Origin of the sequence: Microbacterium sp. NPDC089987, assembly GCF_044748505.1 — a bacterium.
Classification (GTDB): Bacteria; Actinomycetota; Actinomycetes; order Actinomycetales; family Microbacteriaceae; genus Microbacterium.
Window position 1 is genome coordinate 830,710 of the sequence record NZ_JBIVGE010000002.1, and the last position, 15,433, is coordinate 846,142.

Below are 15,433 nucleotides of genomic sequence, written 5' to 3' on the forward strand. Positions count from 1 at the left end.
CGGAGCGTAGCCTCGAAGCATGAGTGATCTGCGCGAACTGCTGGGCATCCAGCATCCCGTCGTCCTCGCGCCGTTCGGCGGGCTCTCGTCGATCGAGCTGACCGCGGCGGTGAGCGACGCGGGGGGCCTCGGCTCGTACGGTCTCTACGGCTACGACGGCGATCGCATCCGTGCGACCGCTGCCGCGCTGCGCGCCGCCACCGCAGCGCCGTTCGCCCTGAACATCTGGCTGCCGACCGGTGACGAGGCCGAACCCGGCGCCGAGCACGACCGGTACGCCGCCGCGCTCGCCGACTTCTTCGACGAGGTCGACATCGAGCCGCCCGCGCGCCCCGAGCAGTACCTTCCCCGCCTCGACGAGCAGCTGGAGGCCATCTGGCAGGCGGCGCCCGCCGCGCTGAGCGTGGTCTTCGGCGTGCCATCGCGCGGGTTGGTCGAGGAGGCCCGCAGCCGGGGCATCCGTGTGATCGGCACCGCGACGACCGTCGCCGAGGCACGTGCGCTGCAGGCGGGGGGAGTGGATGCCATCGTCGCCACCGGCGCGGAGGCGGCCGGGCACCGGGTATCGTTCCTGCGGCCCGCAGAGGAGTCGCTCGTGGGTCTCTTCTCGCTGCTGCCGCAGGTCGTCGACGCGGTGCGTGTGCCCGTCATCGCCGCCGGCGGCATCGCCGACCGGCGCGGCGTCGCGGCCGCGTTCGCGCTCGGCGCGTCGGGCGTGCAGGTCGGCACGTCCTTCCTCGCGACCGCCGAGTCGGCGGCGAACGACGCGCACCGGGCGGCGATCCGCTCGACCGCGGCCGACGAGAGCGTGCTCACTCGCGCGATGAGCGGACGCCTGTCGCGCGGGGCTCCCAACCGCGCGGTGCGCGAGATCGAGGCATCCGGGGCCGTCGCGCCGTTCCCCGCGCAGAACTGGCTGACGGGGCGCTTCCGCGCGGTCGCCGGTCAGCGCGGCATGGGCGAGCTGCAGTCGCTGTGGCTCGGCCAGTCGGCGCCCCTCGCTCGGGGGCGCACGGCGGCTGCGGTGTTCGCCGAGCTCCTGGCCGGGCTGCCCGGCTGAGGCGAACAGCGGTCCGTCCTCGCTTCGTCAGAGGATGACGGTCGACCGCCCGTGCACGATCACGCGGTCCTCCGCATGCCACTTCACCGCGCGGGCGAGCACGAAGCGCTCCACGTCGGCACCCCGCCGCTGCAGCTCCGCCGCGGACTCCGCGTGCGTGACCCGCGTGACGTCCTGCTCGATGATCGGGCCCTCGTCGAGGTCGGCGGTCGCGTAGTGCGCGGTGGCTCCGATGAGCTTCACGCCGCGCTCCTTGGCGCGGGCGTACGGGTTCGCGCCGATGAAGGCGGGCAGGAACGAGTGGTGGATGTTGATCACCGGGGCGCCGAGGCGCTCGATGAAGCCGTCGGTGAGGATCTGCATGTACCGGGCCAGCACGACCAGGTCGACGTTGCCCTGCAGCAGCTCGAGTTGGCGGGCCTCCATCGCGGCCTTGTCCCCGGCGGGGATGTGCATGAACGGCACGCCGAACGAGCGCACAGATTCGGCGAGGTCGGGATGGTTCGAGATCACCATGGTCACGTCGATGTCGAGCTCGCCGCGCTGCGTGCGCCAGAGCAGCTCCATCAGGCAGTGGTCGTACTTCGAGACGAAGATCGCCACGCGCTTGCGCTTGGAGGTGTCATGCAGCGACCACTCCATGCCGAAACGGTCGGCGACCTCGGTGATCGACGCCTCGAGCTCCGGACGCTTGGCCGCGAGGCCGTCGAGGTGGAGCACGGTGCGCTGGAAGAACCGGCCGCCCTCCTCGTCTGTCGAGTGCTGATCGAGAGAGATGATGTTCGCCCCGTGCGCGGCCAGAACTCCGGCGACGGCCGCGACGATGCCCGGCTGGTCGTCGCAGGCGATGAGAAGGCGTGCGGTGTCGGTCTGCGGCATGGATGCTCCTGAACTGGGGTGTCTGTCGATTCTGCCCGCATCCTGCGGGCGCCGCCCAATCGTTACCCTTGACGCATGGGCCCCACCGAGGAACTGCTGCGGGACGCACGCGCGCGTCTCGTCGGCGTGTCGCGCGAAGCGCTCGGCCGGGAGCGCACCTCACGGTGGCGCGCTGACCGCATCGTGCGTGCAGGATCGGCCTGGCATCTCGGCGTGCTGCTGCTCGCAGATGCCGACGTTCTGTCGACCGCCGAGATCCTGCGCGCCGCCGAGCCCGTGCGCCGCGGGTACACCGCCGAGTCGGCACGTGCGAGGGCCGAGCGGCGGGCGCAGGCGCGGCGCGGCGGCTTCGCGGAGGGCGAGGTGGTGCACGTCGGGTGGCAGGTGCTCGACGTCGCGGCGGTCGATGCGGGCGGGACGTCCGGCCCGCTCGCCATGGTGGACGGGGTGCCGAGCGTGCGCTGGTCACCGGGTGGTGCCCTCGTGCCGCTGCGGGGCTATCTCGACGAACGGATCGCCCTGGCGCTGGGCGGTTGAGCCCACCTGGGCCCCTGACCCCACCTGGGCCCCTGAACCCGCCTGGGCCCCTGAGCCTGTCGAAGGGCCGACCTCAGCCGCCTAGGAGCCCAGGGAAACGGGCGAGCAGGTCATCGCCATCGACGGATGCGCCGAGGATCGCCCGCTCGGTGCGCTCGTAGTCGCGCGGGTCGAAGTAGCCGGATGCTCGATACACGGCCATGCGATCGGCGAAGTCCTGAGGGGAGGCCTCGGGATGGAACTGCGTCGCGTACAGCCGCTCGCCGACGCGGTAGGCCTGCACCGTGCAGGCGCCGTTCGTGGCGAGCAGCACCGCTCCGGGAGGGGTCTCGCGTGCCGACTCCTTGTGCGCGGTGAACACCGACAGCGACGGACCTCCGGGGCCGAACAGGGGATCCTCGAGGCCGGCGCTGGTGAGCTGCACGGTGGTCGCACTGGCCTGCTCGGGCTGATCGGTGTGCACGCTGCCGCCGAGCATCCGCGTCACGACTCCGATCCCGTAGCAGGTGAACAGCGCGGTCGCATCGCCGTCGAGCGATCGACGGGCGATGCGCTCGAGGTCATGCTCGACCGCCAGCTGGGGCTCGCCCTTCTCGGCATCCGTCACGTTGAACGGCGACCCGCCGATGACGAAGCCGTCGTACTGCTCCCACTCGACCGTCTCGAGCGAGGCATGCAGCAGATCGATGCGGTCGAGTGTTCCCAGGCCGAGCCCGCGACGGAACGAGCGGTGCTCGGCATCCGCCGCGCTCCGCTCGGGTCGAACGCAGACGTACAGCACCGAGGGCATGCGCCGAGTCTATTGGCCTGCATGCCGAGCCCCGCGCCGACGCCTCAGCGTGACGAGTTCGCTGTGCGCCCGCGCACGATGCCGATGAACACCTCGACGTCGGCGGTGGTCACCTCACGCGGCCAGGCCAGCGCGACCGTCGACGTGCGTCCGCCGAGCAGCGGGCGGTAGTCGACGTCCTTGCGATGGTGCAGCCGGGCGAGGGACATCGGCACCACGAGGATGCCGACCCCGGATGCGACGGTCGCGACGGCGTCTTCGGTGGTCGCGATCGTCGGGAACGACGGCGTCTGCGTGGGCAGATCGAGCGGGCCGAGAACGTCGTCGCCGGGCGTGATCAGCACCTGCCCGGCCAGGTCGTCCGCCGTGAGCCGATCGGTCGCCATCAGGAAGGAGTCGACGGATGCCACGACGACGGGAACCTCGTCGTAGAGCGGGATCACGTGCAGGTCGTCGCGGTCGTCGAGCGGCAGACGCACCAGAGCGGCATCGAGGTCGTCGAGGGCCGCACGCTGGTCGGCGACGGCGATGGGGACGAGCTCGATGTCGACGTGCGGCATCCGCTCCTTCCAGGCGTCCACCCACCTGCCCGGCGTGGCGCCGGGGATGAGGCCGAGGCGGAAGGAGCGTGGCGTCTCGCGGGCCGGCGGTGTCGGCGCGGGCTGCGGTGCGGGGCGCGGAGTGCGCTTCGGCGCCGGCTTCTGCGCCGGCTTCTGCGCCGGCTTCTGCGTCTTCGCGGGGCGCGGCCGCCCGCCCTTCGGAGCGCGGCGGCGGTCGTTCTTCACCGGTTCAGCGTACCTGCCGTGTCGCCCCGGGCGGTCGTATGGCCGCTCTCGCCGCCTCGGCGCGCGACATCACCTCTGCGGACGGATCGCGACGCAGCAGCGTCCCGCGTGCGGCTCGCCGTGCGCCTGCAGCTGGTCGCAGCGCAGGCCGTCGAGCACACCGCGCAGCAGCGACAGGTTGGCGGAGCAGACCAGCTCGGTGTGCTCGCGGGCGAGCGAGTCGAACGGGCAGTTCGCGAGGATGAGGGCGACGCCGTTCTCACCGGATTCGCGTCGCGGCTCGTAGCCCTGGGCGGTCAGCACCGCGGTGAGGCGGTCGGTCTCGTCGTGGTCCCCGGCGTCGGTGGTGGATGACGCGATCGATCGCCCCTGCTCCTGCGAGACCGCATCGAGGGCATCCCGCAACGGCATCCCGTCGGCGGCGCGCTCGATCGCGCCTGCGAGCACGTGCCCGACCAGGTCGTAGCGGCGTTCCGGGAGCGAGACGCTCACGGTGCCGTCGGCCCGCCGATAGAGCTTCGACGGGCGGCCGGCGCCGGGGCCGGTACGACCGCTCAGCCGCCGGAACTCGGTGTCGAGAAGACCGGCCTCCACGAGGCGGTCGAGGTGGAAGCGCGCCATGTGCGTCGGCACGCCCACCGCGGTCGCAGCGGCTTCGCGGGTGACCGCATCCGGCTGGCTGACGACGTGTTCGTAGAGCGCCTGCCGAGTCTCGTCGGCGAGGGCACCGATGCTCGACGCCCGTGCGGTGATGTCCATGGCCGACCCTCCGCGGTATCTGTTTCTATTTCAGATTCTAAACACTTTTAGAGTGATCTCTGACCGAGTCTCGCCAGGCGCAGAAGAGCCCGCCGGTCCATGCAACCAGGCGGGCTCGGGTGAAGGGGTCAGGCTGCGAGCCAGAGTCCCTTCCGGTCGGTGATGACCGTCAGACCAGGGGCGACGCTCTCGTCGTGCCCGATGCGGGTGCCTCGCGCGACCTGCGCTCCCGCGCCGATGTCCGTGCGGACGCCGATCCACGCGCCGTCGCCGACGGCTGCCCCCGCGCCGATGTGCGCGTGTGCGTCGATCGTCGCGTTCTCGCCGATCACGGCATACGGCTCCACCCAGGCGCCGCGCGCGACCCGTGCTCCAGCGCCCACTCGAGCGCCGGGTTCGACATAGGCGCCGGCCTCGATGAGAGCCTTCGGATGCACCTTCGCGCCGTGCGCGACGAGTCCGCGGCCGTTGACGTGCTTGCGGTATCGCAGCGTGGCGCCCTGGTCGTCCTCGATATCGATGTAGTTCTTGCCCACGTTTCCTCCCGTGCCCGGAGTCTTCCGGATATATCTACAACCAGGAGGGGGGTTGATTCATTCCCCGTTTGGGATTAGCTCACCGCTGGCAGTTCGGGCACCAGAACGTGATGCGCTCGCGGGTCGGATCGGCACCCAGCTCGCCTTTGCGGATGGGCGTGCCGCAGCGCCGGCACGAGCGACCCGAGCGACCGTAGACCCAGTCGGTGAAGCCGCGCCTGGCATCACCGGTGAAGGTGCGATCCATCCGGTCGCGGTTCGCCTGGATGGTTCGCACGCCGAGGTCGAGCAGTGCGGGGACATCGACCTCCGGCGTCGGCGTCTCGGGCCGGATGCCGCGCAGGAACAGCAGCTCCGCCGCATACTCGTTGCCGAACCCTGCGACGTTGCGCTGGTCGAGAAGGGCGACGTGAATCGGGCGCGTGTCGGCGCTGAGCCGTCGGATCGCCTCGTCGCGATCCCAGTCCTCTGCGAGCGGATCCGGTCCGAGATAGTCGACCAGCTCGCCCTCGTCGCGGGTGCGCACGAGCTTCACCTCGGCGATGTCGACGCCGACGGCTTCGTGCTCGGCGGTGCCGACGATCGCGCGCACCTTGAACGCGGGGTGACGCCACTTCTCGCCGGGGCGGTAGGTGAACCACGCGCCGTCCATGCGCAGATGGGAATGCAGGGTGAAGTCGCCGATCCGCATCAGCAGGTGCTTCCCGCGCGGAACGACATCGTGCACCGTCTGGCCCGTGAGGTCGGCGGTCGCGAGGCGTGGCACGCGCAGGTCGAAACGCGTCACCTCCTGGTCGCGCAGTGCGGCGTCGAGGCGCTTCGCCGCGCGGTAGATCGTGTCGCCCTCAGGCATGGCGCGCCGCCGTCGGTGTGCGATGAGCCAGAAGATCGCGCGCCAGCACGGTGGCGCCGGCGACCGCCGTCGGCATGATGAACACCGCGCCGAGCGGCACCATGAAGCACAGCTGGGTGGCCGCGCCGAAGCCGAGCAGGCGTGCCCGACGCTGCGCGAAGAGCCGCGAGCGCTCGACGCTCGGGATATCGCGGGCGTTCAATGCCCGGCCGGTGAGCTCGCGGGCGAGCAGCCGTCCGGTCAGCAGCACGCTCGCGACGGCGGCGAGCGGGGCGCCGACGAGGGGCACGAAGCCCACCGCGAGGGCCAGCAGGGCGACCAGCGCGCCGAGGGCGATCAGGCGGATGCTCTCGCCGAGCGCCACCAGGAATGCGCCGTCCCCCTCGGGGACATCGCCGCCGAGGTCGGTCTCGATGGCACGCCAGATCCGCTGGTAGAAGGGGTCACCGATCAGCAGGGTGAGCGCCGTGAAGGTGACGCTCGCCAGCACCAGCGCGGCGATCGCCGCGACCACGCCGATGGCGGTGCGCAGGGCATTCCGCCAGAACGCGTCCCACCCATCGGCGAACGGCGTCGCCCACGCGGTGATGCTGCCCAGGTTCAGCAGCAGCGGAATGATCGCGGCGGCCAGCAGGACGAGTGCGATGACGCCCGGCACGAGTCCGAGCGTCATCAGCCCCGGGCGCCGCCGCCAGTATCCGAAGCCGCGTCCGAGGTAGCGGACGCCGGTGAAGAACTCGCTGACCATGGGTGAAGTCAATCAGACGGCTTTGCGCAGGGCGTATCCGCGCGGCGTCGCCACGAACCCGGCTTCCTGCAGCGCGAGGGCGAAGGGCGTGCCGTACACGCCCTCGCCGTTGATCTTCTCCACCGTCAGGGTCTCGAGGCGGCGTGCCCTCGAGGTGGCGACCAGGTCGGCGGCGGCGGCCTTCAGCACGTCGGAGTCGTCGTCGAAGGCGAGAACGGTGCGCCCGCCCCGTTCGAGGTAGAGCACGAGTGCGCCGTCGACGAGAACGACCAGGCCACCTGCCTTCCGGCCGGGGCGGTGCGACACCGTCTCCAATCGCGGCCACGAGAGAGCGGCGCCATAGGGATTGGCCGGATCGGTCGCCGCGAGGGTGACCACATTGCGCGGGGGCGGGTCGGCGAGTCCTGCGAAGGTGCGCAGCCGGTCGACCGTGGTGGATGCCGCGAACTGTGCTGCGCCGAGCTTCTCGATCACGTACCCGCGACGGCAGTGTCCGGCTTCCTCGAACCCCGCGAGCACGCGGTACACCTGCGCGAAACCGCCGGGAACTCCCTCCGCCTGCACCGCTCCGCGAGTCACGACGCCGTAGCGGTCGAGCAGCAGCCCCGCGGTCACCGTGGCGCGGCGCGCGGCATCCGGATCAGTCTCCGGCAGCACCGCCCAGCGGCCACCCGTCCCGGCGGCGGAGGGCTGAGCAGTGGGGCGCGTGAGCGAGATGCCGCGGTACGTGCGGGTGCGTGGCGCCCGCCGCGCCGTCTTGTGCGCCTGCGATCCTCCGGCGATGAGCGCGCGGACGGGAGCGAAGGTGTCGTTGGTGATGTGCCCCTGCCATGCCAGCGACCAGAGCGCCTCGAGCACCGACTGCTGATTCTCGGTTCCGGTCATCGCCTTCAGCGCGCCGGCGAACGACGCGCCGCTGAGTCGCAGCACATCGAGCACCTTCTCTTCGAGGGAGCCCGCCGCCGGGGTCTCCTCGGGCATGGGAAGGGTGAACGGCGCGAGATCCGCGGGGTGCAGCGAGACCCAGCCGTCGCGACCCGGCAGCGAGCCGTGACCCGCCCAGACGACCTCGCCGGCGGCGGTGAGCTCATCGAGCAGCGCGGGGGAGTAGTCGCGCACCCGGCCGGGCAGAACCAGGGACTCCCACGCGCTGGCAGGGACCGGGACCCCGGCGAACTGCTCGATCACGCTGAGCACGCCGTCGACGCCTTCCGTCGGGCGGATGAGGTGCTGCCAATCGGGCAGGAAGCGGGCGAAGGCCTGTGGGCTGACCGGCTCGACGCTGCCGCGGATGGCGGCGAGCGAGCGCATGCGCAGACGCCGCAGCACCTCGGCGTCGCACCACTCCTTCGACCCGTCGGCGGCGGCTGAGGCGGCGGGCAGGAAGAACCCGCTCGTGAGCCGGCCGGCCGACTCCAGCCGCTGGAGCGTGTGCCGGGCGACCGCCGCGCCGATGCCGAAGCGAGCGGCGGCGTCTTCGGTGGTGAACGGACCGTGCGTGCGCGCATGCCGCGACATGAGGTCGCCCAGCGGATCGGCCACTGGCTCGAGGAAGGCGACCGGGATGCCCGTGGGAAGCGCGACCCCGAGCGCGTCGCGCAGGCGCCCCGCGTCTTCGATCACCGAGAACCGGGAGCGGCCGGCGATCGTGACGGGAATGGCCCTGCGCGCGGAGACGAGCTCGGCGAGCAAGGTGGCGGCAGCGTCCGGGGTCGCTGATCCGGGGTCAGGCGACGACACGGTTGAGGCAGACGCGGCTGCCGATGGTGAACCCTCGGCGGCGGCCCCCGTGCCGGAGTCCGATGCGGTGCCCTCGAGCCGGAGCGCCACCTCCTCGGCATCCAGCGGCCCGAGCATGCGCAGCAGGTCTGCGACGCCTTCCACGCCGCGCACCCGCCGCTGCGGGTCGAGCCGCTGCGCCTCGCGCTCGAACTGCACGATGACGTCGGGGTCGAGCAGCTCGCGCATCTCGACTGTGCCGAGCAGCTCTCCGAGCAGTGCCGGGTCGACCGACAGAGCGGCGGCACGTCGCTCTGCCAGCGGGGAGTCGCCTTCGTACATGAACGCACCGACGTAGCCGAACAGCAGATCGCGCGCGTACGGCGACGGCTGCCCGGGCTCGGTCTCGACGAGGCGGATGCGACGCTCGGCGATGTCGGTGATCAGACGCCGCAGCGACGGCAGGTCGTAGACGTCCTGCAGCACTTCGCGCAGTGTCTCGAGGATGACCGGGAAGGTGGGATGCCGCCGCGCGACCTCGAGCAGCTGCGCAGAGCGCTGACGCTGCTGCCACAGCGGCGTGCGCTTGTTGGGGTTCATCCGCGGCATCAGCAGAGCACGCGCGGCGCACTCGCGGAACCGCGAGGCGAACAGCGCCGATCCACCCACCTCGGCGGTCACGATCTGCTCGAGTTCGTCGGGGTCGAAGACGAACAGGTCCGCCCCCGGCGGCTGTGCATCGGCATCCGGGATGCGCACGATGATCCCGTCATCGCTCGCCACCGCCGAGCCCTCGACGCCGAGCCGCTCGCGCACCCGCGCGTTCAGCGCCAGCGCCCACGGCGCGTGCACCTTCATGCCGTACGGGGAATGCAGGATGATCCGCCAGTCGCCGACCTCGTCGCGGCCCCGCTCGACCGTGAGCGTGCGGTCGGTCGGCAGCGTTCCCGTCGCCTCGCGCTGCTCGGTCAGGTACCCCAGGAGGTTGTCCCGCGCCCGCTCATCGAGACCGGCGTCGATCAGACGCTGCTGAGCCTTGGCGGGCGCGGCGGTCGAGACCTCACGCGAGAACCGTCCGAGTGCTTCACCGAGTTCGAAGGGGCGGCCGATGCCGTCGCCGTGCCAGAACGGCACCTTGCCCGGCTGGCCGTACGCGGGCAGCACGTTGACGCGGTCGTGCGTGATCTCGGCGATGCGCCAGCTGGTGGTGCCGAGCGTGAAGACGTCGCCCACGCGCGATTCGTAGACCATCTCCTCGTCGAGCTCCCCGACGCGGGCGCCGCTGGTCTCGCCGGCGACGAAGACGCCGAACAGTCCGCGGTCGGGGATGGTGCCGCCGCTGGTGACGGCGATGCGCTGGGCTCCCGGCCGGCCGGTCAGGGTTCCGGCATCCCGATCCCACACCACTCGCGGGCGCAGCTCGGCGAACTCGTCCGACGGGTACTTGCCCGCGAGCAGGTCGAGCGTCGCCTCGTACGCCGAGCGCGGGAGCGTCTGGAACGGCGCGCTGCGGCGCACGGTCTCGAACCACTCCTCGACGGAGATCGCCTCGAGCGCGCACGCGGCGACGGTCTGCTGCGCGAGGATGTCGAGCGGATTGCGCGGCACGGCGATCGCCTCGATCTGCCCCGCGAGCATCCGCTCGGTGACGATCGCGGTGTGCAGCACATCGCCGCGGTGCTTGGGGAAGAGCGATGCCCGGCTGATCTCGCCGACCTGGTGGCCGGCGCGACCCACTCGCTGCAGGCCGGATGCCGCGGAAGGCGGGGCCTCGACCTGGATCACCATGTCGACCGCGCCCATGTCGATGCCGAGCTCGAGGCTGCTGGTCGCGACGACGCAGCGCAGCGCGCCCGACTTCAGCTCGTCCTCGACGATCGCCCGCTGCTCCTTCGACACCGACCCGTGATGCGCTTTCGCGAGAACCGGCTCGGCGCCCGCTGGGGCACCCGCCTGAGCTGCCCCCGGCGGAGCGGTGCTCTCGGCAGCCGGCATTCCGAGCCGCTCGGCGTAGATCTCGTTGAGCCGGCCGGTGAGGCGCTCGGCGAGACGACGCGAGTTCGCGAAAACGATGGTCGAGCGATTCTCGAGCACCTTGTCGACGATCGCCTCTTCGACATGCGGCCACACCGATCCGGTGATCTCGGTCGCCTGCCCTGAGCCTGCCGAAGGGTACTCCGCCGGCTCTCCGGTCTGGGTCCCTGAGCCTGTCGAAGAGCCCGGCGGCGGGGGAGGATTGCGCATGTCATCGATGGGCACCACGACGCCGAGCTCGAAGGTCTTCACCGCGCGCGGCGCGACGATGTCGACGGGAGCCGACCCGCCGAGGAATCGCGCGACCTCGTCGATCGGGCGCACGGTGGCCGACAGCCCGATGCGCTGTGCCGGCTTCTCGGCCCCGCGCGCGGAGCGCAGCGCATCGAGCCGCTCGAGGCTGACCGCGAGGTGCGCGCCGCGCTTGGTCGCAGCCACTGCGTGCACCTCGTCGATGATCACCGTGTGCACGTTCTGCAGCGTCTCGCCGGCACGGCTGGTGAGCATGAGGTACAGCGACTCAGGGGTCGTGATGAGGATGTCGGGCGGGTCGCTCACGAGCTTGCGTCGATCGCTCGAGGTGGTGTCGCCCGAGCGCACGCCGACGGTGATCTCGGGGGCCGGTACGTCGAGGCGCCGCGCGGACTGCCCGATGCCGATCAGCGGCGAGCGCAGGTTGCGTTCGACGTCGACTCCCAGCGCCTTCAGGGGAGAGATGTAGAGAACACGGGTGCGTGCACTGCGCTCCTCGGCATCCGGTGCGGCATCCCCACCAGCCGTCCGTTCGCGGAACACGCTGTCGATCGCCCACAGGAACGCCGAGAGCGTCTTGCCCGAACCCGTCGGCGCGACCACGAGCGCATTGCGCCCGGCCGAGATCGCGTCCCACGCACCCGACTGCGCGGGCGTGGGCGCGTCGAACGCCCCGCGGAACCAGTCCCGCGTCGCGGGCGTGAACCGGTCGAGCACGTCGTGCTCGGTCGAGGCGTCGCTCATCGTTCCATCTTGGCCCCACCCTCCGACACTGCGGCTCGCTCGGCGCATCGCACAGGTCGATGGCTTGCTCTCGACAACGTCGCAGGGGTGGGGGATGCTGACGGCATGGCGCACACGACGAACTACACGAACACGTTCATCGAGGTCAGCGAGGACTGTCCGGCTGAGTACGGCGTCGAGCCGCCGATAGCCGAGAACCTGTCGATCGCGGCCCTCCACTACCGACTGCTCAGCGAAGAGCCGTACACCCGCACCTCGGATGACGTGCTGTTCGAGACACATGCGCTGCGCAAGGGCATCGACCCCGCCGACGCGGATGCCAGAGCCGAGTTCTTCTCGAAGGGGCAGGCCTGCCTGCGCGCCTCGCCGCTGGGCAAGCGCTACGGCTGGGGCACGCATCACGACGAGCATGGCCGCGTCGCGATGTTCCCCCGCGACTCCGAGGAGTACGCCGCTCTCGCCGCCGATCCCGCGATCGCGCACACGCGCGCGATGCGCTCCAGTCGGAAGGCGTGAGTCCCGTTCCGCGCCTCAGCGCACCTCGGTGAGCCTTCCTTCGGCATCCAGCTCGAGGGTGAGATCCAGACCGAGCCGCTCCAGGAACGCGTCGTCGTGGCTGACGATCAGCACGGCGCCACGGTAGGCGCGCAGCGCCTCGACGAGCTGGTCGACGGTGTCGAGATCGAGGTTGTTGGTGGGCTCGTCGAGCACGACCAGATGCGGTGCCGGGTCGGCGAGCAGCAGCTTCGCGAGGGTGACGCGGAACCGCTCGCCACCGGACAGCGCCGCGAGCGGCCGGTCCATCGTCGCGCCGCGGATGAGGAAGCGTGCGAGCCGGTTCCGCAGCTCCTTGTCCGGCACGTGAGATGCCGCCGCCGCGACGTTCTGAACCACCGACGTGTGCTCATCGAGCCCGTCGATCCGCTGCGAGAGGTATCCGATGCGGTCGGTGTGCGCCTCCGCGCGCAGGTTCGGGTTCACCGGAGGTGCGTCGCCCTCGTGAGCACCGGATGCCACCAGCCGGCGCAGCAGGGTCGTCTTGCCCACCCCGTTTGGGCCGATCAGCGCCACCCGCTCCGGCCCCTGCACGACCCACGTGCGCTCGCCGTCGCCGATGGTGGCGATGCGGCGAGAGGCCGACATTCCCGGATCGGGCAGCTCGATCTTCATGGTGTCGTCGTCGCGCACCCGCCGTCCGGCCAGATCGAGTGCCTCATGCGCGGCGTCCTCCTTGCCCCGCACCTCGGTGCGCAGCCTGCCGGCCGACACCTGCGCGGCCATCTTGCGGCCGTTGGCGATGATCTTCGGCACGCGCTTCTCGTCGAAGGCCTTGCGTGCGACCTGCGCCCGGGTGGCGAGTTTCGCCTCGGCCTCGATCCGCTGCCTCTTCTCCTTCCGATACGCCTGCGCGGCGTCGCGCTCAGCCTGCCGAGCCGCGCCCTGCTCGGCATCCATCCACGCCCGCCATTGCGAGTACGGGCCGCCGAACACGTTCATCGCGCTGCCGTGCAGCTCGGCGGTGTCGTCCATCAGCTCGAGCAGCGACACATCGTGGCTCACGACGATCAGCGTGCCCTTCCAGGCACACACCATCTCGGCGAGCCGCGCTCTGGCACCCCTGTCGAGATTGTTGGTCGGCTCGTCGAGCAGCGTGATCGGTGCTCGGGTGAGGCGGATGCCGGCGACGGCCGCGAGCACGGCCTCACCGCCCGACAGCTCGCCGACGGTGCGGTCGAGGGATGACGGGTCGAGACCTGCTTCGGCCAGGGATGCCTCGGCGCGCGCTTCGACATCCCAGTCGTCGCCCACGGCCTCGAAGTGCGCCGGGTCGACGTCGCCGGCGGTGATGGCCCGCACGGCATCGAGCGCAGCCGCGATGCCGAGCAGATCGGCGACGCGACGATCGGTCTCGAGGGTGAGGCGCTGCGGGAGGTAGGCGACCCGATCCGAGCGCAGGATCTGACCGGATGCCGGTGTCAGGTCGCCGGCGATCAGGCGCAGCAGCGTCGATTTGCCGGCGCCGTTGCGGCCGACGAGCCCGGTGCGACGCGACGCGAACGATCCGGACACGGTGTCGAGGGCGATGATGCCGTCGGGCCAGGCGAACGAGACCCGGTCGAGCGTGACGGCGGCGGATGGTGATGACATGAGCGACTCCCGGAAGTGTGCGGGTGCGCGGATGCCGACGAACGGCCCCTAAAGAGACGTCGGAGACGTCGTGGGATCGATTCCGGGGCGAAGGCCTGTGCGGCGGGAAGGATCGTCGGATCAGCGCGTGATGGATTACGCGGAGAGGCGACGGATCAGATCAATGGACTTCCAGACACGGCGGACAGGACTCTGCGAGAGTACCCGCGGTCGGCGAGAACGCGCAACCCGGGCGTGTCGCGGATCAGGAGGCGCTCTTGTCGGCCGCATCCCTCCACTGCGAGAGGAAGACGTGCACGTCGGTGAGCTCCTGCGCAGAGATCGAGTGGGTCAGTCCCTGGTAGACCCGGCCTGACAGCTCGGCGTGTGCGGGCAGCCACTGCGCTGTGTGATCGACGAGACCTGTGGGGATGACGTCGTCGTGCGTGCCTCGCCCCCAGAAGACAGGAGGGCGCTGCTCCTGCAGCACCGTGTCGTTCGGCAGGTCTCCGGTCGCCACGTAGCCGCTGAGGGCCACGACCGCGTCGATGCGCGAGGGGTCGAGGCGCAGCGCCTGCAGCGAGACGGCGGCGCCCTGTGAGAAGCCCAGCAGAGCAACCGAGGGTGCGTCGCCGACCGCCTCCTCGAGCCAGCTGAGCAGCGCCTGCGCCGCGGTGGTGATGCCAGCGGCATCCCGCGTGTCGAGCGAATCGATCGCGTACCACGACCGGCCCGGCATCGGCCACGGCGGTGCGAGCGGAGCCGCGACGGCGGCGACCGCGATCCCCTCAGGCAGATAGGGCATCAGGCCGAACAGGTCGCGCTCGTCGGCGCCGTAGCCGTGCAGCAGCACCAGCAGCGGCTTGCCCTCGCGCGGTCCGGGCGACCACAGCGTCGCGGAGGAATCGATCGAGACGGTCACGCTCACATCCTGCCAGCTGCCACTGACACGGGCAGAACCGCTCACGTCGACGTGCGGCCGGCCGTCTCGGACGCTGGTAGAAAAGACCCATGGCGGTGCGCACTCCAGATCCCGGCCCCGAGCCCGACGACTTCGGCTACGACGGCGCGCGTCCGGGCGACGCGAACCCGGGCTGGCTCACCGACATCGAGCTCGAAGAGGCGCGTCGCCGCCTCCCCATGCTCTACGTCGAGGCGATCCCCGTGATCACCGACGGGTCAGGACAGGTCACGTCCATCGGCGTGCTGCTGCGCTCCACCCCGCTCGGCGAGATCACGCGCACCATCGTGTCCGGCCGGGTGCGCTACGGCGAGACGATCCGCGATGCGCTGTTCCGCCATGTCGAGAACGATCTCGGTCCCATGGCCTTCCCGCTGCTGCCCGCGTCGCCTGCGCCGTTCACGGTGGCCGAGTACTTCCCGATCCCGGGCGTGAGCGCGTTCCACGACGACCGTCAGCACGCGGTGTCGCTGGCTTTCGTGGTGCCGGTGACCGGCACCTGCGAGCCGCGGCAGGACGCCCTCGAGGTCACCTGGTTCTCACCGGAGGAGGCCGCGTCCGATGCGCTCGCCGCCGACCTGGAGGGCGGTCGCGGCACCCTCATCCGCCAGGCGCTCGCGCACCTCGGTCTGCTGCGCTGAGCCGAGCG

At 71.1% G+C, this 15,433-nt stretch carries 14 protein-coding genes; 4 read left to right on the forward strand and 10 right to left on the reverse strand.

Features of this window, described 5'->3' with window-relative positions; all coding sequences use genetic code 11:
- The first annotated feature begins 19 nt into the window (after positions 1 to 19).
- A complete protein-coding gene (locus ACIPV2_RS11635; RefSeq protein ID WP_400841417.1) occupies positions 20 to 1,060 on the forward strand; it encodes an NAD(P)H-dependent flavin oxidoreductase in 1,041 nt (346 codons plus the stop codon).
- 27 nt (positions 1,061 to 1,087) lie between these two features.
- On the opposite strand, the gene purU is transcribed toward ACIPV2_RS11635, so the two are convergent.
- Positions 1,088 to 1,939: a formyltetrahydrofolate deformylase gene (purU, locus tag ACIPV2_RS11640; RefSeq protein WP_101188425.1), complete on the reverse strand. Its 852-nt coding sequence runs from the start codon at positions 1,937 to 1,939 to the stop codon at positions 1,088 to 1,090.
- Positions 1,940 to 2,014: 75 nt separating this feature from the next.
- Here purU and ACIPV2_RS11645 point away from each other — a divergent pair, with 75 nt between their 5' ends.
- Positions 2,015 to 2,476 (forward strand): glutaminase, encoded by a 462-nt coding sequence (locus ACIPV2_RS11645; RefSeq protein ID WP_400841419.1) that lies wholly within the window; start codon positions 2,015 to 2,017, stop codon positions 2,474 to 2,476.
- 73 nt (positions 2,477 to 2,549) lie between these two features.
- Here the strand turns inward: ACIPV2_RS11645 and ACIPV2_RS11650 are convergent, their stop codons facing one another.
- From ACIPV2_RS11650 to ACIPV2_RS11680, 7 genes are all read right to left on the reverse strand, one after another.
- On the reverse strand, positions 2,550 to 3,266 hold the full coding sequence (locus tag ACIPV2_RS11650) for a GMP synthase (RefSeq protein WP_400841421.1): 717 nt from the start codon (positions 3,264 to 3,266) through the stop codon (positions 2,550 to 2,552).
- Between the two features lie 44 nt (positions 3,267 to 3,310).
- Positions 3,311 to 4,051 carry a LysR substrate-binding domain-containing protein gene (locus ACIPV2_RS11655; protein ID WP_400841422.1) on the reverse strand — a complete coding sequence of 247 codons (741 nt, stop codon included), beginning with the start codon at positions 4,049 to 4,051 and terminating at the stop codon, positions 3,311 to 3,313.
- A gap of 69 nt (positions 4,052 to 4,120) precedes the next feature.
- Complete coding sequence (locus tag ACIPV2_RS11660) at positions 4,121 to 4,810, reverse strand: helix-turn-helix transcriptional regulator (protein ID WP_400841423.1); 690 nt, start codon at positions 4,808 to 4,810, stop codon at positions 4,121 to 4,123.
- Between the two features lie 128 nt (positions 4,811 to 4,938).
- Positions 4,939 to 5,346, reverse strand: a complete 408-nt coding sequence (locus ACIPV2_RS11665) for a transferase (protein WP_400841425.1) — start codon at positions 5,344 to 5,346, stop codon at positions 4,939 to 4,941.
- Between the two features lie 79 nt (positions 5,347 to 5,425).
- Positions 5,426 to 6,199, reverse strand: a complete 774-nt coding sequence (locus ACIPV2_RS11670; RefSeq protein ID WP_400841427.1) for a DNA-formamidopyrimidine glycosylase family protein — start codon at positions 6,197 to 6,199, stop codon at positions 5,426 to 5,428.
- Positions 6,192 to 6,947 carry an EI24 domain-containing protein gene (locus ACIPV2_RS11675; protein ID WP_400841429.1) on the reverse strand — a complete coding sequence of 252 codons (756 nt, stop codon included), beginning with the start codon at positions 6,945 to 6,947 and terminating at the stop codon, positions 6,192 to 6,194. The genes ACIPV2_RS11670 and ACIPV2_RS11675 overlap by 8 nt, the downstream gene beginning before the upstream one ends.
- Before the next feature lie 12 nt (positions 6,948 to 6,959).
- Positions 6,960 to 11,696: a DEAD/DEAH box helicase gene (locus ACIPV2_RS11680; RefSeq protein ID WP_400841431.1), complete on the reverse strand. Its 4,737-nt coding sequence runs from the start codon at positions 11,694 to 11,696 to the stop codon at positions 6,960 to 6,962.
- Between the two features lie 105 nt (positions 11,697 to 11,801).
- Here ACIPV2_RS11680 and ACIPV2_RS11685 point away from each other — a divergent pair, with 105 nt between their 5' ends.
- Positions 11,802 to 12,212 (forward strand): DUF6157 family protein, encoded by a 411-nt coding sequence (locus ACIPV2_RS11685; protein ID WP_400841434.1) that lies wholly within the window; start codon positions 11,802 to 11,804, stop codon positions 12,210 to 12,212.
- A gap of 15 nt (positions 12,213 to 12,227) precedes the next feature.
- Here the strand turns inward: ACIPV2_RS11685 and ACIPV2_RS11690 are convergent, their stop codons facing one another.
- Together ACIPV2_RS11690 and ACIPV2_RS11695 are read right to left on the reverse strand one after the other, a co-directional pair.
- Positions 12,228 to 13,844, reverse strand: a complete 1,617-nt coding sequence (locus ACIPV2_RS11690; RefSeq protein WP_400841436.1) for an ABC-F family ATP-binding cassette domain-containing protein — start codon at positions 13,842 to 13,844, stop codon at positions 12,228 to 12,230.
- 244 nt (positions 13,845 to 14,088) lie between these two features.
- Positions 14,089 to 14,751, reverse strand: a complete 663-nt coding sequence (locus ACIPV2_RS11695; protein WP_400841438.1) for an alpha/beta hydrolase — start codon at positions 14,749 to 14,751, stop codon at positions 14,089 to 14,091.
- An 83-nt stretch (positions 14,752 to 14,834) separates the two neighbouring features.
- On the opposite strand from ACIPV2_RS11695, the gene ACIPV2_RS11700 reads away from it, so the two are divergent.
- On the forward strand, positions 14,835 to 15,425 hold the full coding sequence (locus ACIPV2_RS11700; RefSeq protein ID WP_400841441.1) for a DUF4916 domain-containing protein: 591 nt from the start codon (positions 14,835 to 14,837) through the stop codon (positions 15,423 to 15,425).
- The last annotated feature ends 8 nt before the right edge of the window (positions 15,426 to 15,433 follow it).